Raw genomic sequence first — 19,524 nt, forward strand, 5'->3', positions numbered from 1 at the left:
AGCGAACCCGCGCCCTTCCGCACCACCGGAGGTACCTCGGCCGTGGCCGTCACCAAAGCAGCCCCGCGGGACAGCGGGGCGGACACCGGTCGGGCGCCGGACCCGGAGGGCTCGCGCCGCCTCGACTCGCCGCTCACGCTCACCCTGTTGCTCGTCCTCCTGGTGCTCGCTCAGGGCCCGATCCGGCGGGCGCTGTCCGCCCCGGTGATGCAGAGCTGGATGACCGTGTTCGTCGCGGTGATCGTGCAGGCGCTGCCCTTCCTGGTGCTGGGGGTGCTGCTGTCGGCGGCCATCGCGGTGTTCGTGCCGCCGTCCTTCTTCGCCCGCGCGCTGCCGAGGCGGCCCGCGCTGGCGGTTCCGGTGGCGGGCATGGCGGGCGCGGTGCTGCCCGGCTGCGAGTGTGCGTCCGTGCCGGTGGCCGGGGCGCTGGTACGCCGGGGTGTCACCCCGGCCGCCGCGCTCGCGTTCCTGCTGTCCGCCCCGGCGATCAACCCGATCGTGCTGACCGCGACCGCCGTCGCCTTCCCCAACGACCCCGAGATGGTCCTCGCCCGTTTCGTCGCGAGTCTGCTGGTGGCCTGCGCGATGGGCTGGCTGTGGCAGCGCGTCGGCCGCGCCGACTGGCTGCGCCCGCCGGACCGCGCGGCCTACGACGGCCAGAGCAAGGGGGCCGCGTTCTGGGGCTCGGTCCGCCATGACGTGATGCACGCCGGGGGATTCCTGGTGGTCGGCGCGATGGCCGCGGCCACCCTCAAGGCCGTCGTCCCGGAGGAGTGGCTGCGGATGGCGGCCGGTAACCCGGTGGTGTCCGTGCTGGCCCTCGCGGTGCTGGCCGTGCTGCTGTCGATCTGCTCGGAGGCGGACGCGTTCGTGGCCGCCTCACTGTCGCAGTTCTCGCTCACCGCGCGGCTGGCGTTCCTGGTGGTCGGCCCGATGGTCGACCTGAAGCTGTTCGCGATGCAGGCGGGCACCTTCGGCCGCGGCTTCGCCCTGCGTTTCGCGCCCACCACCTTCGTCCTGGGCATCACCGTGGCGGTCCTGACCGGGGCGGTGCTGCTGTGAACCGCCAGGCACAGGCGGCGGTCCTGTTCCTGCTCGGCGCGTCCCTCCTGCACGCGGGCTTCACCGACCTCTACCTGCGCTACGTCAAGGCAGGCCTGCGCCCGATGCTGCTGGCCTCCGGCGTCGTACTGATCGCGGCGGCCCTGGCGACGGTCTGGTACGAGTGGCGGGCGAAGAAGGAGAGCCCCGGGGAGCTTGGGGAGCACGGGGAGCACGGGGAAGATGCCGGGCACGCGGGGCACGTCCACCGCGAGCCCCGGGTCTCCTGGCTCCTCGTCCTCCCGCTCCTCGCCCTGATCCTGGTCGCACCGCCCGCCCTCGGCTCCTACAGCGCCCTGCGCGCCGGTACGGCCCTGCAACAGCCGTACGGCTACGCGGATCTCCCGGCCGACGGCACCCTGCGCCTCAACCTGGTCGACTACGCGGGCCGCGCGATCTACGACCGCGGTTCCCTGGCGGGCCGGCAGGTCAAAGTCACCGGCTTCGTCGCCCTGGACCACTCCGGCGCGCCCTACCTGGTCCGGATGGCCCTCAACTGCTGTGCCGCCGACGCGCAGCCGGTGAAGATCGGCCTGACCGGCAAGATCCCCCCGGTCCTGCAACCGGACGCGTGGCTGGAGGTCACCGGCACCTACACCGCCCGCCGCGCCAAGGACCCGGTCAACCACGGACCGATCCCGTACCTCGACGTCACGGCCGCCAGGCCGGTCCCGGCGCCGCACGACCCGTACGACGAGTCCTGGAACAACTGACGATTCCTGGAACCACTGCCGAGAGCTGGAACCACTGACGAGAGCTGGAAGGCCCGACGGGTGCCCCGGGCCTCAGTTCCTCAGTCCCGTTCCTCAGTCCTGTTCCTCAGTCCTCGCCCGGCCCGTCTTCCTCTTCCTCTCCGCTGCCCGCGCCCGCGCCTGCGCCCGGGCCCGGGCCCGGGTTCCGCTCACGTGGTGTCTTCTCGCCCTTCTCCTCTCCCTCCACCGGCACGTCGGGGGAGGGCTCCGTGGGGAAGGACGCGGTGGGCGAGGACACGGGCGAGGACACGGTGGGCGAAGGCTCGGTCGGCGCGGGCTCCGGTACGTCGGGCTGCGCGGCCTCCGCCGGGGCGGCGCTGGTGGCCGGGGCGGCGCTCGGCGTCGATGCCGGAGTGACGGCGGGGGCCGACGTGCCCGCAGTGTCGTCGGCCGGGCTCTCCGCGCTGCTGCGGCCCGGCGCGAACCAGAGCATGCCGGCGATCATCGCGGCCAGGAACACCGCCGCCCCCGCGATCAGTCCGCCCTTGTTCGTCCGCCGCGTCCGCCGGTCCGCCCGCCGGGTGGCCGTCGGCAGCGCGTACGTCGTAGGGGGCCCGTCGGACGTGGGCAGGTGCCGGGACGTCGGCGTGTGACTCGGTGCCGACATCCGGGTGGGCGCGGGCTCGGGCAGCGGTTCGGCCCGTCCCTGCCACGCCCCGCCGCTGAACCACTCGGCGGCCTGTTGCGCGGTCGGCCGGTCCTCGGGCTGCTTGGCGAGCAGTCCGAGCAGGTAGTTCTCGAAGGCGGGCGGCAGGGGCACGCCGAGTTGCCGCGGCGGCACGGGCGCGGAGTCGAGGTGATGGTGCAGGATCGCGACCGCGCTGTCGGCGTGGAACGGCGGGCGACCGGTGAGGAGTTGGTACAGCACACAGCCCAGCGCGTACATGTCGCAGGCCGGTCCGGCGGGCCGGCCGAGGGCCCGTTCGGGTGCGAGGTAGAGGCTGGTGCCGACGATCTGCCCGGTGGCGGTGAGCGCGCCGGACGGGTCGTCCATGAAGCGGGCGATGCCGAAGTCGCCGATCTTCAGGGTGCCTTCGGCATCCATTAACAGGTTCGCGGGCTTGATGTCGCGGTGCACGATGCCCTGTTCATGGGCGGCGGCGAGCCCGGCGGCGGCCTGGGCGGCGATCCGGGCCACCTGCTCGGCGGGCAGCGGTCCGCCCTGGTGGAGGCGGCGGTCGAGGCTGTCGCCCTGGACCAGTTCCATCACCAGGAAGAGTCGGCCGTCGTACTCGCCGAAGTCGTACATCCCCACCACGTACGGGTGGTTGAGCCGTCCCGCGGTCTGGGCCTCCAGTCGGAAACGGGAGGTGGCCGTGGGGTCGGAGTCGTGGGGGAGGAGCAGCTTGACAGCCACCGCCCGGCCGAGCGTCTCGTCGAAGCCCCGCCAGACCTCCCCCATCGCACCGCGACCGATCGAATCCTGCAGCCGGTATCGGCCCGCAATCAGCACCTGTTCGTCATCCTCATGCCGTGAGACGTGTCGACGGCCGCGGGCCGAACTCACCTCGTGGCGTGGGGTGGTGAGCGTGGGGAGTGCCGCAGCCGACTCAGAGTACCGGCTGTGGCGGCCCTGTCGTGACCGCCGATCTGGAGATCTGACGATCCGTCAGTTATGGTCCCCCCGCGGGACCTTGCCGCGCCGCGCGGCGTCGACGGAAGACCTGCCCAGGCGAAGGGGTGAGTGCCATGGAGACCCGACCCGAGTGCGCGCGACCGCAGGGGACTCCCCGCTGGGTCGCGCTGTTCTACCGGCCGGACACGGCCTCCTGGCAGCTCGGCGCGGAGTCGCCGGACCGCTCACCCGTCCTCTACGCGCTGGGCGAGATGACGCAGACCCTCCGGGCCCGCGGCGACGAGGTGACCGTCGCGCTGTGGGGCCCGAAGGACGAGGACTGGCACCGCTACGACGCCTCCGCCACGCCCGTCACGCCCGTCACGCCCGTCACCCCGACCGCTTCGGTCCCCTCGGCCACTTCGACTCCCTCGGTCTCCGCGGAACCCACCAAGCTCGCCGAGCGCCTGCACGACCGTCGGCACCAGGTCCTCATGGCGGGCCTGAGCAAGGCGGGCCGCTACGATCTCGCGCCGGACGACGTGACCGCCGTACAGACCCTCGTGGACCGGCTGGACGAGACGACCGTCCGTACCGTCGCCGACTGGCTCGCCACCGCGGCGGAACGCTAGGGGATATCCCTCCGGAGCGGCGGCCGACCGAACTCCGCGGGACACGGACCGCACTCCGCAGGACACGAAAAGGCCCGACCGCTGGCGACGGGGGATGCACCAGCGATCGGGCTATGGCCAAGACTAACAACGCCGCATGTCCGGTGGGAGCCGACTGCTGAGGCGGACCGAGAAGTTGTGAGCGGGATCACGTGTCACATGGGGGGTCGTACGAGAGGCGTGGCAGGTACTCGTGCCATTTCGCCGACGTCAGTACGCCCCGCGTGGTCGAGCAGATACGGCGTATGGCGTCGTCCGCCTCCAGATTCCAGAGCCGGACGGTGTCGGTCCCGCTCGACACTCCGAGCATGCCGGTCTTCGGACTGAAGGACAGGAAACCGCCGGTCTTGGCGTTCGGGCTCATCGACTGGCCGATGGGCGAGGCGTCGGAGGGGCGGGCCACGTTCCAGAGCCGCACCGTGTTGTCGTTGCCGCCGCTGGCCAGCCTGTGGCCGTCCTGGCTGAACGTCAGCGAGACGATCGCCTCGGTGTGGCCGGTGAGGGGGGAACTGGGCCGGGTCACCTTCCGGGGGTCGGTCACGTCCCAGAGCCGAACTGTGCCGTCGTCGCTGCCGCTGGCCACCGTATGGCCGTCCGGACTGTAGGCGAGCACGTTGATGGGGCCGCGGTGCCCCCTGAGCGGCGCGCCGAGACGGGCGGCATGACGTGGGTCGGCGACGTTCCACAGCCGGATGGTGCCGTCAGCGCCGGAGCTGGCCAGCGTGCGGCTGTCCGGGCTGAAGACGAGGGAGTTGACGTAGCCCGTGTGACCGGAGAGAGGCTTGCCGAGCGGACGCGGACGGGACGGGTCGCTGACGTTCCACAGCTGGATGGTGCGTTCGTCATGGGCGGTTGCCAGTGTGCGCCCGTCCGGGCTGAAGGCCAGCGCGGCCACGATCCGGGTCCGCAGCGTGATGGGCGGACCGTAGGCGACGGGCCGTGCCGGGTCGGTGACGTTCCACAGCCGCACCGAGCGCCTTCCGGTCTGCACCGCGAGGGTGTGACCGTCGGGGGAGAAAGCCAGCACACTCACCTCACCCTCCCCCGGCTTGAAGGGTTCGCCCAGCAACACGGGCCGGTGGGGATCGCGCACGTTCCACAACCGGATCCTTCCGTCGCGCGCGACCGTGACGAGCACCCGCCCGTCCGGGCGGAACGCTCCGGTGCGGCCGATCATGTCCGACGTCGGTATCGACCACAGGCGGACCGTGTTGTCGCCGCTCCCGGTGGCGAGGGTCCGGCCGTCCGGGCTGAAGCCCAGGGCGTACATCTCGCCGTTGCTCCCCGCGAGCGGCTCGCCGACCTGCGACGGGTACGCCGGATCACTGACGTTCCACAGGCTGGCCGTACTGTCCTCGCTGGCGGCGGCGAGCCTGCTTCCGTCAGGGCTGAACGCCACCGACCAGATGGGACCGGTGTGCCCGGCGAGCGGCGTGCCGAGCGGCGCCCCGCGACGGGGGTCGGCGACATTCCACAGCCGGACGGTGTTGTCCGCGCCGCCACTGGCGAGGGTCGTGCCGTCGGGGCTGAACGCCACGGAGTGCACCAGGCCGGTGTGGCCGGTCAGCGCCCTGTCGATCGGCACCGGACGACGCGGATCGCTGGTGTCCCACAGCCTGATCGTGTCGTCGTCGCCACCGGCGGCCAGCGTCCGCCCGTCAGGACTGAACGCCACGGCACGCACGGCGTCGGTGGGACTGGTCAGCGCACCGATCGCCTTCGGCCGGCTCGGGTCGCCCACATTCCACAGGCGGACGGTCCGATCATCCCCGGCGGAGGCCAGCGTCCGCCCGTCCGGGCTGAAGGCGACCAGGTAGATCGTGCCGGCATGGCCGGTCAGGGGTGCGCCGAGCGGCCGCGGGTGGCTGGGATCCCGTACGTTCCACAGCCGAACGGTGCCGTCGTCCGAGGCGCTCGCGAGGGTGTCGCCGTCCGGGCTGAAGACGGCGCTGCTCACCCAACTCGTGTGGCCGGTGAGGGGCTTGCCCAGCGGCTGAGGCCGGGTCGGGTCGCTCACGTCCCACAGCCGTACGGTGCGGTCGTTGCTGGCGGTGGCCAGGGTCCGCCCGTCCGGGCTGAACGAGGTGAGGTAGACGGCGCCGGTGTGGCCCGGCATCGGTGTGGCCAGCGGCGCGTTCACGATCGAGACCAGCCGGTTGTTCGTGTCCTCGTCGTCGGGCCGCAAGTCGTGTGCCACCAGGTCGAGCTGGGCGGACAGCGACGGATCGGTGTACTGGACGCGGTCGGCCTCGGCGACCACCTGCTCGAACACCGCCTCGTTGCGCTGCTGCCAGGCGAGCACCGCCGCGCCCACGGCCAGCATGGCCAGGACGACCAGCGCCGACACCGCGCCGCGGCCGATCCACACGGTCCGCCGACGCAGCCTGACCGAAGCGGCCAGGAAGTCCACCGCACTGCGGGTCAGGACCGTGTCACCGGCGGTCTTCGCCCAGCTCTGGGCCTGCTCCAGACGTGAACCCCGGTAGAGCAGCGACGTGTCACGGTGGGAGCCCTCCCAGGACCGGCCGTCCTCCTCCAGCCGCTGGCGCAGCAGGTGATCGCCGCGGTTCTCGTCGATCCAGTCACGTAGCCGGGGCCACGCGTGCAGCAGCGCCTCATGGGTGATCTCGACGGTCTCGGCGTCCAGGGTCACCAGCCGGGCCCGCACCAGCGCTTCGAGCGACTCCTCCGTCTTGCCGGGGTCAGTCGACTCCTCCGACAACAGCCGCCACGTCCCGCGCCGCCGGGTGGCCTGGGTGTCCTCGCCCAGCCGGACCAGCCGCAGCAGCAGCAGCCGGGCGGCCGTGCGCGCCGCCGGGTCCAGCCCCGACCAGGCCCGCTCGGCGGTCGCGGCCACCGCGCCCTGGATCCCGCCCGCCGCCCGGTACCCGGCCAGCGTCAGCCGTCCCGCCTTGCGCCGCTGCCAGGTGGCGAGCAGCGCGTGCGACAGCAGCGGCAGCGCCCCCGCGTCGTGCGCCCCGCGCGGACTGTCGGCGCTCACCTCCCGCACGATCAGCTCCGCGAGGCCGGGCTCCAACTCCAGCCCCACCGCCCTGGCCGGTCCGGTCACCGCCTCCCTCAACTCCGCCGCGGTGAGGGGGCCGAGCACCATGTGACGGTGCTGGAGCGCGTCGGCCAGTTCGGGATGTCCGAGGCACTGCTCGTAGAAGTCGGCACGGATCCCGAGGACCACGAGCGCGGGGGCCGGACCGTCGCCGGGCGCGGAGGCCGAGCGTATGGAGGGCGCGGGCATGGACGGGGCGGGCGTGGACGCGGCATGCAGGGCCTGGACGAAGGCCCGCCGTTCGGCCTCGTCCGAGCAGAGGGTGAACGCCTCCTCGAACTGGTCCACGATGACAACGGGACGCCCGCCGGCCGGCGCCGCGCGCCGCGCCCACCCGGCGAAGGCCTCCCGCACCGACCCGGCGAACGCCTCGGACCCCGCCGTGTCCAGGTCGACGTCGGCCAGTTCGGGAACCCGGCGGGTCAGCTCCCTGAACGGATCGGAACCCGGGACGAGTTGGAGCACGGGACGTGCCGGACCGCTCCCGTCGCCGAGCGCCCCGTCCCGTACCGCGGTGACCAGACCGGCGTTCAACAGGGACGACTTCCCCGCCCCCGACGCGCCCACGAGCATCACCAGACCGCCGGTCGACTCGGTCGCCCGCAGCTGCGCGACGAGTGCGGCCGTGCACCGCTCCCGCCCGAAGAACCACCCGGCGTCCTGCTGCCGGTAGGAGGCCAGCCCCCGGTACGGACACACCCCACCGGCCACGGGTGAGGCGTCGCCCCGGGCCCGCTGCTCCTCGCCCGTCTCCGTCTCGGAGGCCGGACGGTCACCGACCGGATCGGCCACCGCCCGTTCCCACAGCCGCTGCCAATGCCCCATGTCGTACAGCCCGTTGGACACCGGGGCGGGCCGCGCCCGCCGGGCCTGGGGTATCAGCACGTGCAGCACGGCCGCGAGAGCGGCGAACTGGGCCGGCACGTTCTTGGCCCGCCGCCAGTCGCTGATCCGCTGGGCGGACACCCGCACCGGCCGCCCCCGCTCGTCGACGCGCTGCAGTCGTACGACCGCCTCGGCGACGCTCTTGAGGGGAGGGTTACCGGCCTCCTTGTACAACAGCGCGAGACGCTCCGCGAAGGCCGTGCGTGCCCCTGAATCGGCACTCAAGGCCTTCACCCCTCACTTCGTTCGCACCTGAACATCCGGACCGGAAAACTCACTTTATATGTCTGACCTGCGGATATGATGCCGGAGGGCTGCCGGAACCTCCTCGCGCGGGGCCGGAACTGGCAGGATCACCCCGTAACAGCGCGGCAACCGGACGTCACCAGGACCGGCCAGCTCAGCGCTCGACCGAGAGACACCCCACCGCTCGGCGCGTTCCCCGTCGGCCTCCGCCGCCGTCACGGAACAGCGCCGCCGGTCTCTCCGTCCGAGCGAGAGGGATCCACAAGGGTCCGGCACTGGTCCACCATCCACGCCCGCACGGCAGGGATGGACGCGTCCGCACCGTCCGGCACCGGTCCCCACGAGGGGAGGGACCGGCGCCGGACGACGCGCCGCGCCCCCGTGATCCGTTCCGAGTCATCCCCGAGTCATTCCCGACCCGACCCCGCACAACGCATCGGGCGCGGCGTCCGTTTCAGGGAGAGCCGGCGATCGGGGCGTGGTCTCAGGTGCTTGGCCTCAGGTGCTTGGCCTCAGGTGCTTGGCCTCAGGTGCTTGGCCTCAATCGTCCGTCGACTCGGTGAACTGGTTCGTGTCGAAGAGCTGGTTGATGTGTCCGCCGAGTTCGGACCAGTGCTGTCCGGAGAGATCGGCGGCGGCGCGGGCGTCGCCGCCGGCGCAGACCTCGATGAGTTGGTCGTGATGCTCGATGGTGTTGCGGCCACCGAGCAGCGTGGAGAACTTGCGGTAGAGGATGCGGTGGATCTGGGGGTGCAGCTGTCCGACGATCCGGCTGAGCACGGGGTTGTCCGCGGCCGTGATGGGGACCGCGTGGAAGCGGTCGTCGGCGGCCAGGGCGGCCGTGGTGTCGTTGGCGGCGACGGCGCGTTCGAAGTCGCGGTTGGCCTCGCGCATCTGCCGCAGGTCCTGCTCGGTCATGACCGGTACCGCGGTCTCCACGGCGAGCTGGTCCAGGGAGCGCAGCACGGCGAGCGTCTTCTCGACGTCACGGCGGTTGAGGGTGGTGACGCGGGTGTAGACGCCGGGCTTCGCCTCGACCAGGCCGATGTCGGCGAGCCGGGCGAGCGCCTCGCGCACCGGGGTACGGCTGAGCCCGAGACGCTCGGCGAGCTCGCTGTCCTTCACCTTCTCCCCGGGGACGAGTTCGCCTAGCACGATGGAGTCGCGCAGACGCTGGAAGACCTCGTCACTGAGGAGGCGACGGGAGACAGGGCTGTCGAGTGACATATTGCGTACGATACATTGCGCCCCGATCCCGGTCCGCGCGATCCGGTCTCATGCCGCATCATGCGGTACGTCCGCACGGGCCCGGCGGACGAGGGCCTCGTCGACCAGGGCCCCGCTGACCAGAGCCCGGCGGACCAGGGCCCGGGCCAGGATGACGGCCGGGTCGATGAGGGGTACGTCGACGGCGTCGGCGGGGAGGCCCAGGGGGATCTCGGTGCAGCCCGCGATGACCGCCTGCGCGCCCTGTCCGGTGAGCTGCCGTGCGGCGGCGGCCAGGGGTGCGGCCGCCGCGCCGTGGTCGCCGGCCTTGACGGCGCGGACGGCGGCCATGACCTCGGGCTGCTGACGGACCGGGTCGGGCAGGGCGAGGCGGATGCCGTAGCGGTCGAGCCATTCCTGGTACAGGCCCGCGTGGACGGTCCCGGTGGTGGCCAGCAGTCCGGCGGTGCGGACGGCAGGCCGCAGGGCGGTGAGATGGCGGGCGACCTCCCCGATCATGTGGACGATCGGCAGGCCGACGTGGTCGGCGATGCGCGGCACGAAGGCGTGTGCGGTGTTGCAGGGAATGGCGATGACGGTGGCGCCTGCCTCGCGCAGGACGCGGGCGCCGTTGAGGAGCCACGGGGTGGGGTCGGGGCCGTTGCCGAGGAGGGCCTCGGTGCGGTCGGGGATGGTGGGGTCGGACCAGATGACCGTCCTGAGGTGGTCCTGGTCGTGGTGGCCCGGAGTCATCGACACCAGCTTGGCGTAGAAGTCGGCGGTGGCCGCCGGTCCCATGCCGCCCAGGATGCCGATGATCTCCGTGGTGCCGGTCGGGCTGGTCACTGCGCGGTGCCCTTCTGGAGGGCGTGTTCGAGCGGCGGCTCGGGGCGGGTGGTGGCGTTCGCCTGGGTGCCGTCACCGTGTGCGGCCGTCCCGTCGGCGTCGCGGGCGACCTCGCCGGGGCCCCGTTTGGCCTCGCGGCGTTTCTCGGAACTGTCGACGACCGCGGCGGCGAGCGAGTTGCCGACGACGTTCACGCCGGTACGGGCCATGTCGACGATGAAGTCCACGCCGAGCAGCAGGGCGATGCCCTCGGCGGGCAGACCGATGCTGTTGCCGGCCGCTATCAGGACGACGATGGACGCGGAGGCGACACCGGCCATGCCCTTGGAGAGGATGACCAGCACGCCGACCATGATCAGCAGGGCGGGCAGGGAGGTGTCGGCACCGTACGCGTTGGCGAGGAAGACCAGGGCGGCGGCCTGGTACAGCACCGAGCCGTCGGTGTTGAAGGAGTAGCCCAGAGGGACGACGAACGAGGTCGTCGACCGGCTGAGCCCGAAGGCTTCCAGCTTGACCATCAGCGGGGCCAGGACGGACTCGGAGCTGCGGGTGACGAAGGCGATCCCGGCCAGGTTGGCGATCGACTTCAGCAGCTCGACGTAGCGGATGCGGTAGATCGTGGCGATGAGCGGGAAGAGCACGCCGACCACGATGGCCAGGCCCGCGTAGACCACGGCGATGAAGCCGGCGAGGCTGCGGAGGTTGCCGAAGCCGTAGTGGGCGACGTCGTAGGAGATGAAGCCGAGCACGCCGAGGGGCGCGACGCGGATGACGTAGCCGACGACCTTGAACATCACCGCGGCGACGGACTCCAGTACGGAGGCGAAGGGTTCCGCCTTCTCCCCGATCGCGGCCATGGCCACGCCCACCAGCAGGGCGAAGGTGATCGCGCCGAGCAGGTTGCCCTCGCCGAACGCCTCGAAGATGTTCTTCGGTACGGCGTGCAGCACCAGCTCGTGGAAGTCGACGCCCTGGCTCAGGCCCTCCAGGTCCTTGGCGTCGGTCCCGTGGACGGGGGCGCCCTTGCCGATGCCGGTGAACTTGGCCAGGCCCACCGCGATCAGCAGCACGGCGGTCGTGACGAGCTCGAAGTAGAGGATGGCCTTGCCGGCGATCCGGCCGACCTTCTTGACCGACTCCATGCGGGCGATGCCCAGCACGATGAGCGGGAACACCAGCGGCAGGACGACGACCTGCACCAGGTTGAGGAAGACGTCCCCGAGGATCTTCATCTGCTCGCCGGCGTTCGGCGCGAGGGTGCCGATCAGGGCTCCGAGGCCGACGGCGATGATCGACTGAACGCCGATCGGCGTCCGCAGACATCGCCGCAGCACTCGCCGCAGGAGCCCTGGTCGAGGTCCGGAGCGGGTGTACGGGCCGGCGTCCGGGGTGGGTGATGCGTTCACTGGTGGTGCCTCCTAGCGGCTCCAATATATTGCGCTCTGCGTATTGGGCCGTAAGACTGGGCCTCACGGCGGCGCCCTGTCAAGGGGTCCCGCACCGCCGTACCGGACTCCGACGGCACATCCGCCGAAGCCGGCGGCCGACGATTGACGACGAGGAGCGAGCAGCACAGATGACACAGACAGCACAGGAATCACGCGGGCCGGGCACGGGACGGGCCACGCGCGTCGAGCACGATCTGGTGGGCGACAAGGAGGTCCCGGCCGACGCCTACTACGGCGTGCACACGGTGCGGGCCGTGGAGAACTTCGCGATCACCGGGTCGACCATCGCCCAGTTCCCCGACCTGATCGCCTCGCTGGCCGCGGTCAAACAGGCCGCCGCGACCGCCAACCGCGACCTCGGCCTGCTGCCCCCGGACATCGCCGGGGCGATCATCACGGCGTGCCAGGAGATCGGCGGCGGGCACCTCGCCGACCAGTTCGTCGTCGACCCCGTCCAGGGCGGCGCCGGCACCTCGACGAACATGAACGCCAACGAGGTCATCGCCAACCGGGCCCTGGAACTCCTCGGCCATCCCCGCGGCTGCTACGAGGTCGTCCATCCCCTCGACCACGTCAACCTGGGCCAGAGCACCAACGACGTCTACCCCACCGCCGTCCGCCTCGCCCTGGTCACCGCACTACGACGGCTCTGCGACTCGCTGCGGGCCCTGGCCGACAGCTTCTCCGCCAAGGCGGCGGAGTTCAGCGACGTACTGAAGATGGGACGCACCCAGCTCCAGGACGCCGTCCCCATGACCCTCGGCCAGGAGTTCACCACCTACGCCGTCATGATCGAAGAGGACCGCCAACGCCTCACCGAGGCCGCTGCCCTGCTGCTGGAGTCCAACCTCGGCGGCACCGCGATCGGCACCGGCATCAACGGTCACCCCCGCTACGCCGCACTCGCCTGTGCCCACCTCGCCGAGATCAGCGGCGAACCCGTCCAGCCCGCGGGCGACTTCATCGAGGCCACCCAGGACTGCGGCGCCTTCGTCCAGGTCTCCGGCGTCCTCAAACGGGTCGCCGTGAAGCTCTCCAAGACCTGCAACGACCTGCGCCTGACCTCATCCGGCCCCACCGCCGGACTGGGCGAGATCAACCTGCCCCCGGTGCAGGCCGGATCGTCGATCATGCCCGGCAAGGTCAACCCGGTCATCCCCGAGGTCGTCAACCAGGTCGCCTTCGAGGTCATCGGCAACGACCTGACCGTCACGATGGCCGCCGAAGCCGGCCAGCTCCAGCTGAACGCCTTCGAACCCGTCATCGCCTACAGCCTGTTGCGCTCCCTCACCCACCTGCGCGCCGCCTGCGACACCCTCGCCACCCGCTGCGTCCCCGGCATCACCGCCAACCGCGACCACCTCCACGACAGCGTCCACCGCTCCATCGGCCTGGTCACCGCCCTCGCCCCGCACATCGGCTACGCCGCCAGCACCACCCTCGCCCGCCAGGCCCTGGCCACCGGCCGCCCCATCAAGACCCTCGCCGCCGAAGCCGGCCTCCTCACCCCGGAACAACTGGACGTGCTCCTGCGGCCCGAATCCCTCACGGGTCAGGCTCCGCGACCGACCGGGGCGACGTCGTGACTCGGAGGGCCGGTCCGCGGGCCGAGCGGAACCTGACGCTCCGTACGACCCGGCAGGCGGGGTGAACGCGAGCTGCCCGGACGTCGGATTCGGTCCTCGCCCACCCTGGGTACCGTACGAACATGGCCACGCCCGCGAAGCCGCGTCGGATGTGCCCAAACCAACGCTGGATGGACTTCATCCTGCCGAGGGTGTTCCGGCGCGTGGTCAACGGCCGTGAGCCGCAGCCAGGTTGGCTGCCTCGCCGCTGGCTGACCGTGGTGTCGGGTGACGTCGACCTCGACGCGGGCATCGGCGCCGTCTGGCTGGTGTCGCGCCCTGGGTCCGCGAAAGCCGAGACGCACACCGCGCTCATGGAACTCTGCGGTGAGCAGTGGCGGTACACGGGCGGCGGCATCGCATCAGACGGCGAGCTGCCGCCGGGAAGATCGGCGGCGGGCGGGCCCGGGCAGATCGGCATGATCGAGCTCAGCGGAGGCGCAGGTGTTCTGAGCCGCGCTCACCGCCTGCGGCATCCGGATCCGGAGTCCATCAGAACGGCCCCCTGGGTCGGGTCCAACCAGCTCCAGATCGCCGCGGAGGTGGACCACCTCCTCCTCGGCGAGCGACGGGTCGAGGTGCCCGCGAACGGCAGCCGCATCGTCGTCTGGACGTCCCCGTCCACAGGCTCCGGGGGAACACGACCGCTCATCGTGGCCGCGAGGCGCGACGGCTCGGAACTCTCCAGGATCGGCCCTCACGACGGCATGGACAGCTACACCTGGGCGACGGTGAACGACCAGTAGGGGGCAGGCCCTGCGGACTGTCAGCGCGAGCAGTGCCAGAACTCTCCCCGGAGGCCAGCGGCCCGCCGGGCCTCGCGGGCAAGGATCCGGCGGACCTGGAGGGCGGGCCGTGACCTGGTCGGCTCAGGTGCGGTGCCGACCAGCCCTCGCGGTGACCGTGATGCCCTGGAACACCGAACTAGAAGGCCGCCGTCCGGTCTTCGCTGCGCGGGTCGGTCACCTGGTGCTCGGTGTAGATGCCCGAGCGCGCCTCACGACGCCAGGGGCGCCCGTAGGTCACCGCGTCGGCGGCGGCCTCGGAACTGTCGTCGAGGTTCGCCACGGCCACCGATGGCGAGTCGTCCGCGGGGCACCGCGCGAGCCAGTCGCCGTTGGGAGCGACGATTCCGGACGGTGCGGTGGCGCTGTCCTGCGTCGGCCCTGACAGGCTGACCCAGTAGCTGTTGACCGTGGCGTGGCCCTGGGCCTGGGCGGCGGTGTTGCCCGGGGTGCCGCTGGTGGAGAACAGAACGCAGTCGACGTCCAGCTTCTCGTATTCCGCGAACAGCTCCGGGTAGTGGATCTCCATGCCGAGCAGCAGGCCGAAGCGCACACCGTCGACCTCGAAGGTCACCGGCGAGACGCCCGGCGAGTACATGTACGAGACCTTCGTCTTCGACAGCAGGCGCTCGTCATAACGCGTGACGATCTCGCCGCGATCGGAGATGACGTACAGGCTGTTGTGCGGGCGGTTCGGGCCGCTCAAGCGGTGCACCGAGGGGATCACCGTCCACAACCGCAACTCGCGGGCCGACTCGGCGATCGCGGCCAACTCCGATCGGAGCACCGGCCACTGGCACCGGTCCCAGTCCGCCGGGCCGACCGCGTCCGGGCCGTCGACGGACATGACGAGCTTGCTGGGAAAGCAGATCGCGCCTTCCGGGAAGTGCACGATCCTCGCTCCCTGAGCACGAGCCTCGCGCATCAGAGCGCGGACCTCACGCCCGCTTTCGCGCAGCGCTTCAACGTCTCGGGGATCCTCGCGTACGAGGGTCTGCGCGACGGCGAGCCGCACGCTCAGGGGATTCCTTGCTTCCGGCATGACGTCTCCTGATGGAGTCGGACGGAAGTGCCGGAGGGCGGACGTGTAGGACTCGCCGGTCTTGGCGGCACGGGCACGCACCTGGCGTTTGAAGTTCCTACGGGCTGTCATCGCGGCCTTCCACGCCTTGAGCGACGGCTCCCCAGCAACCTCGCCCGAGGCGATCGGGCTGCGACAACGACCTGAGACGCTGGTCCCTTTGCCTCCGACGGGAGACCGTGCTGGGGACGGTCGCGGGAGGTTCGGCGTAGGCCACGCAGTCGGTCATCATGCCGTCGCCCGGAGGGGCCGTCAACATCCCGTGACGGCCGTCGGCGCGTCGCTACCGCACGCCGAGCTGCCGTCCCGAACCCGAAACCCTTTACCAGGGGTGGGCGGCGTCCGGCTGCGGATGCTCCTCGTCGGGTATGCGTCGTGCTCGATCACCGTGACGATGCCGGGCCTCGCTGACAGACCCCGGACGCGGCGCTGACAGGGGTCGTCGAGAGCTGTCAGCGCCGTGTCAGGAGGTGCCAGGCAACCAGCTCAGGGACGGTGACGCCCCGCCTTCACCTCACCCATGAAGGCGCCCCAGGAGGCGGCGCCGAAGCACAGCGCGGGACCGTGTGGGGCCTTGCTGTCACGGACGGGCACGACGCCCGTGAATCCGTCGGCCACCTCCACGCAATCGCCCCCCGCTTGATTGCTGTAGCTGCTCCTGCGCCAGGCGGCGCCGTTCAGTTCGGGACGGGATGCTCGTGCCACGGTGGTCGCCCTCCATCACGGACCGGATCATGTCGAGGGACATGAGCGGGGGGCAGAGCTGCTGCCCGGAGCCGATCGTAAATCACCTTGTAACGGCTGACGATGGCCGGTTCTTGGATGAGTTGGCCGTAGTCCGCGCCCTCTGTGTAGGCCACCACGTGAGCGGCGTACTGCTGGATGACCACCGCCCGCTCCGAGTACGCGATGAACTTCCGCGACCAGTCCGGAAACGTCTCCCGGTATACGTACGGCCACAACTCGACCAGCAGATTGTCCGCGCCGAGCACGGCGTCGAGCGCCCGTGCGAGTTCCAGTGTCGGTTTCGCCCCGGAGGCCCGCTCGATCTGCGTGATCCGGGTGCTCACCACGTGTGTTTTCTGACCGACTTCCTCCTGGGTCATTCCGGCCGCCGTACGGAGTCTGCGCACCCGCGACCCGAACAGCGCCGCCATCGACGTACTGGGGTCAATTCCGTTGGCCAAGGCGTCACTTCCGTCCTTACGACCCGAAAGATAAGGCGGCGTCACCTTTCGAGGGTAGGGCTGTCTGCCGATGCTTGAGTACGGAACGTGACGACTCGTGCGCGGCGCGGGACGTCCCAAGCTCGACAGGCAAGGACGGACACGCTGTGCTGACACGTACGACCACCTCGGACGAAGGCCCTCGAAGGAGCACCGGGCACCCCGCCTTCACGGCGCAGTTCGTCTCGTCACCCAGAGGCGCGAGACTCGCCCGGCTCCGCGCCGTACGGCGTATGGAGGAGTGGGGGTACCCGCCGGAGTCGGACGTGTCGTGCTCGGTCGCCCTCGTAGTCGGCGAGCTGGCGGCGAACGCCGTGCAGCACGGCCGCGTCGCGGGGCGCGACTTCGGTGTCCGGCTCGGCCTGGACGAGGTTGCCGGCCTGGTGCGGATCGAGGTCGCCGACGCCGCCGCCGCGAAACGCCCGCCTGCCGCTACGCCCTCGTCGTGTCCCGACGGCGAATCGGGCCGCGGCCTGCTCCTGGTGGACGTCCTGGCGGTGCGCTGGGGTACGACGCCTCGTGACCTCGTGGGCAAGACGGTCTGGGCGGAGGTGGCGACGGGCGCCTCAACCGGCCTGCTGGACCGATGACTTCTGACAACCGGCCGGCGAACTGCCCCGCATCTCACCGAGTCGGCCGACCGTGGCATCGCACAGTTCCTCTCGTCCAACGCCAACCTGCGCACGGACCGCTACGGAGGCCCGATCGCCAACCGGATCAGGTTCGCCGTCGAGTCCGTCACCGCCACCGTCGAGGCCGTCGGCGGGGGACAGGACCGGCATCCGTCTCTCACCGGGCGGGACGTTCTGGAGCGTCGAGGAGGCCGACGTCCTGGACCTCTACACCGCCCTGCTGACCGAACTGGCCCCCCTCGGACTGGCATACGTGCACCTCGAAGCCACCACCGACGAGGAGGTATTCGTCGCCCTGCGGCGAGCATGGCCGGGCACCCTCGTCGCGTGCGGGTCCAGGCACCTCGGAGGAGAAAGAAGTCCATACGCACATTGGCGGGGCAGAGGGGAAACGGTTCAACTCGTTCTTCGGCCGTACTTGCTCTTGCTCAGCTCAGACCCAGCGGTTCACGAAATCGATCGCCGCGGAGTCGACCTCCGCGGGGTGCGAGGCGCTCAGGAAGTGCTGTCCGCCCTCGATGATCTTCAGACGCGCCTCGGGGGAGTGGGTGAACATCCGTATCTCCTCTTGGGCGTTGGCCACGGAGTACACCTGGTCCGCGGTTCCGTGCAACCACAGGACGGGGCAGCGGACCTCGTCGAGCCTGCCGTGGAGCCCGTCGCGGTCGCGCAGGTTCACCGTGCTGAGGCGCAGGCGGTGGCGCCCGGCGTCACCGGCGTAGTTCGCACGGTAGGTGGCGAGCCAGAACTCACGTTCCTCGGCCGAGACGCCGCCCAGGGCGGTGTCGAGCACGGTGTCCACGACCTCCTCCGGCACGACCCAGTCCTCGCCGACCGGGTCGGCGAGGGCGTCGACCAGCGGCGTGTTGAACTCGACCCCGTCCCAGCACCCCAGGTCGCGGCTGCGAGGGCTCTCGAAGTCCATCGACGTGCCGAGTGTGATGAGGCCCTTCACGACGTTCGGGGCGAGCAGCGCCATGCGGACCGCCACCCAGCCGCCTTGCGAGGTCCCCAGCACGAAGGCCTCGCGGATCCCGAGTGCCTCCAGTGCCTGCAGGTTCGCGATCGCGCTGTCCCAGTAGGTGAAGTGCTGGTACGAAGCCCTCGTGCGGCCGTGCCCATAGGGCTCCAGGGCGAGCAGGTTGCCCGCGGCCCCGAGCGCCGGGTCGGCGAACTGCGGCCGGTACAGATCGGCCGAGGTGGTGTACGAGTTGATCAGGACCAGCGTCGGGAGTGCGGGGTCGTACGGCTTGGCGAAGGTGTACCCGACGGTCGACCCGCCCAGATGGGGGATCTCGACCGTCTGCCCGATCGTGCTCATCAGTTACTCCTCCATACACGGGAAATCTCTTATGACGGGCCGTCAAATAAAAGGCGATACCCCGAAGGCCCTTCGACAGTCGCCGAGTTCACCCCACGGCCCCGGTCGCTCACCTTGCCGACGCCACCAAGATCAAACCCTCGCAGCCGGCCACCTGGGCCACGTTCCACTGCCCGGACCGGCGCAAGGTCCTGGGTGGTCTCGTTTGGGCCAGGCTGCTGACCGTCCGGTGCGCCTTGGCGGACCGTGAGATCAATACCCCAGTGACAGAACGAAGACATCGCGGAGAACCCCCTGTAACTCGATGCGGGATACAAATACTTCTCACCACATGCACCGCGCTTCTTTGGGGGAACATCGTGAAGTCCACTCGTATCACTGCTCTCGCCGCCATCGGCGTCGCCGCCACCCTCTCGCTCACCGCCTGCGGCAACGGCGATTCCGGGCAGGACTCGTCCTCCAAGGGCTCCTCGCCCTCGGCCTCGCCCTCGGCCTCTTCGTCCTCGGACGAGGGCTCGCAGTCGGAGGGCGGCTCGGGCTCCGGCGGCGCGCAGGCCGGCAACGCGAAGTCGGGCTCCGCTGAAAACACCGAGGCAGAGGCGGCCGCGAACGGCGCGACGCAGACCGGCAGCAAAGTCACGTTCTGCAAGACGGAGGACCTGGCCATCGACGCCGTGGACGCCGCGCCCGACGAGACCACCGGCAGGATCAACATCACCATGATCAACCGGGGTTCGACCACCTGCTCGGCGACGGGCTTCGCGGGCGTCGACATCAAGGACGCCGACAACACCTCGAACCCGATCGAGCGCGGCCCCGCACAGCCGCGTGTCACCACCCTGAAGCCTGGCGACGCCGCTGTCTTCAACCTCGCATACGACATCGACAGCAGCGGCGACAGCCTCTCGTCCCCGACCAACATCCTGGTGACGCCCCCGAACGAGACTCACACCGTGACCCTGAAGTGGCCCGCGGCCGCGGGAGCAATCAAGGGCGCCTACACCGACGTAGAGGTCTACCCCACGCACACGACAAAGTAGGGGCGGTGACCGCGGTCAGCCCTGGGGGCTGACCGCCGCA

Annotated in this window: 16 protein-coding genes and 1 pseudogene; 8 read left to right on the forward strand and 9 right to left on the reverse strand. The window is 70.8% G+C overall.

Annotated elements, in window-relative coordinates; all coding sequences use genetic code 11:
- Nucleotides 1-42 precede the first annotated feature (42 nt).
- Nucleotides 43-1,062, forward strand: coding sequence for a permease (locus ACFYRY_RS30040; protein ID WP_389152371.1), 1,020 nt, complete (start codon nucleotides 43-45; stop codon nucleotides 1,060-1,062).
- Nucleotides 1,059-1,814, forward strand: coding sequence for a TIGR03943 family putative permease subunit (locus ACFYRY_RS30045; protein ID WP_389152374.1), 756 nt, complete (start codon nucleotides 1,059-1,061; stop codon nucleotides 1,812-1,814). Before ACFYRY_RS30040 ends, ACFYRY_RS30045 begins: the two co-directional genes overlap by 4 nt.
- A gap of 106 nt (nucleotides 1,815-1,920) precedes the next feature.
- Here ACFYRY_RS30045 and ACFYRY_RS30050 read toward each other — a convergent pair whose 3' ends face one another.
- On the reverse strand, nucleotides 1,921-3,306 hold the full coding sequence (locus ACFYRY_RS30050; protein WP_389152377.1) for a serine/threonine-protein kinase: 1,386 nt from the start codon (nucleotides 3,304-3,306) through the stop codon (nucleotides 1,921-1,923).
- A gap of 236 nt (nucleotides 3,307-3,542) precedes the next feature.
- Here ACFYRY_RS30050 and ACFYRY_RS30055 point away from each other — a divergent pair, with 236 nt between their 5' ends.
- Entirely contained in the window at nucleotides 3,543-4,040 is a 498-nt protein-coding gene (locus ACFYRY_RS30055) for a hypothetical protein (RefSeq protein WP_389152380.1), read from the forward strand.
- Nucleotides 4,041-4,227: 187 nt separating this feature from the next.
- Here the strand turns inward: ACFYRY_RS30055 and ACFYRY_RS30060 are convergent, their stop codons facing one another.
- The 4 genes from ACFYRY_RS30060 to ACFYRY_RS30075 form a co-directional block, all read right to left on the reverse strand.
- Entirely contained in the window at nucleotides 4,228-8,262 is a 4,035-nt protein-coding gene (locus ACFYRY_RS30060) for an AAA family ATPase (RefSeq protein WP_389152383.1), read from the reverse strand.
- Between the two features lie 552 nt (nucleotides 8,263-8,814).
- Nucleotides 8,815-9,501, reverse strand: coding sequence for a GntR family transcriptional regulator (locus tag ACFYRY_RS30065; protein WP_389152386.1), 687 nt, complete (start codon nucleotides 9,499-9,501; stop codon nucleotides 8,815-8,817).
- A 48-nt stretch (nucleotides 9,502-9,549) separates the two neighbouring features.
- Nucleotides 9,550-10,326: an aspartate/glutamate racemase family protein gene (locus ACFYRY_RS30070; RefSeq protein ID WP_389152389.1), complete on the reverse strand. Its 777-nt coding sequence runs from the start codon at nucleotides 10,324-10,326 to the stop codon at nucleotides 9,550-9,552.
- Complete coding sequence (locus tag ACFYRY_RS30075; RefSeq protein WP_389152392.1) at nucleotides 10,323-11,732, reverse strand: dicarboxylate/amino acid:cation symporter; 1,410 nt, start codon at nucleotides 11,730-11,732, stop codon at nucleotides 10,323-10,325. The genes ACFYRY_RS30070 and ACFYRY_RS30075 overlap by 4 nt, the downstream gene beginning before the upstream one ends.
- A 170-nt stretch (nucleotides 11,733-11,902) precedes the next feature.
- On the opposite strand from ACFYRY_RS30075, the gene ACFYRY_RS30080 reads away from it, so the two are divergent.
- A complete protein-coding gene (locus tag ACFYRY_RS30080; RefSeq protein ID WP_389152395.1) occupies nucleotides 11,903-13,360 on the forward strand; it encodes an aspartate ammonia-lyase in 1,458 nt (485 codons plus the stop codon).
- Between the two features lie 122 nt (nucleotides 13,361-13,482).
- Entirely contained in the window at nucleotides 13,483-14,145 is a 663-nt protein-coding gene (locus ACFYRY_RS30085; RefSeq protein ID WP_389152398.1) for a hypothetical protein, read from the forward strand.
- Nucleotides 14,146-14,323: 178 nt separating this feature from the next.
- Here the strand turns inward: ACFYRY_RS30085 and ACFYRY_RS30090 are convergent, their stop codons facing one another.
- From ACFYRY_RS30090 to ACFYRY_RS30100, 3 genes are all read right to left on the reverse strand, one after another.
- Entirely contained in the window at nucleotides 14,324-15,337 is a 1,014-nt protein-coding gene (locus ACFYRY_RS30090) for a carbon-nitrogen hydrolase family protein (RefSeq protein ID WP_389152401.1), read from the reverse strand.
- 414 nt (nucleotides 15,338-15,751) lie between these two features.
- The gene (locus tag ACFYRY_RS30095; protein ID WP_389152404.1) at nucleotides 15,752-15,970 is read right to left on the reverse strand and encodes a DUF397 domain-containing protein; all 219 of its coding nucleotides are present in this window, start codon (nucleotides 15,968-15,970) and stop codon (nucleotides 15,752-15,754) included.
- A complete protein-coding gene (locus tag ACFYRY_RS30100) occupies nucleotides 15,943-16,422 on the reverse strand; it encodes a helix-turn-helix domain-containing protein (protein WP_389152407.1) in 480 nt (159 codons plus the stop codon). The genes ACFYRY_RS30095 and ACFYRY_RS30100 overlap by 28 nt, the downstream gene beginning before the upstream one ends.
- Before the next feature lie 176 nt (nucleotides 16,423-16,598).
- Here ACFYRY_RS30100 and ACFYRY_RS30105 point away from each other — a divergent pair, with 176 nt between their 5' ends.
- Both ACFYRY_RS30105 and ACFYRY_RS30110 read left to right on the forward strand, forming a co-directional pair.
- On the forward strand, nucleotides 16,599-17,081 hold the full coding sequence (locus ACFYRY_RS30105; RefSeq protein ID WP_389152410.1) for an ATP-binding protein: 483 nt from the start codon (nucleotides 16,599-16,601) through the stop codon (nucleotides 17,079-17,081).
- Nucleotides 17,082-17,138: 57 nt separating this feature from the next.
- Nucleotides 17,139-17,511, forward strand: a pseudogene (locus ACFYRY_RS30110) (alkene reductase); the annotation flags it as partial.
- Between the two features lie 45 nt (nucleotides 17,512-17,556).
- On the opposite strand, the gene ACFYRY_RS30115 reads toward ACFYRY_RS30110, so the two are convergent.
- Nucleotides 17,557-18,444: an alpha/beta fold hydrolase gene (locus ACFYRY_RS30115; RefSeq protein ID WP_389152413.1), complete on the reverse strand. Its 888-nt coding sequence runs from the start codon at nucleotides 18,442-18,444 to the stop codon at nucleotides 17,557-17,559.
- 359 nt (nucleotides 18,445-18,803) lie between these two features.
- Between ACFYRY_RS30115 and ACFYRY_RS30120 the strand changes: the two genes are divergently transcribed.
- A complete protein-coding gene (locus ACFYRY_RS30120) occupies nucleotides 18,804-19,484 on the forward strand; it encodes a DUF4232 domain-containing protein (protein WP_389152416.1) in 681 nt (226 codons plus the stop codon).
- Nucleotides 19,485-19,524: the final 40 nt, after the last annotated feature.

It is taken from the genome of Streptomyces sp. NPDC005263, from assembly GCF_042872365.1.
Lineage (GTDB): Bacteria > Actinomycetota > Actinomycetes > Streptomycetales > Streptomycetaceae > Streptomyces.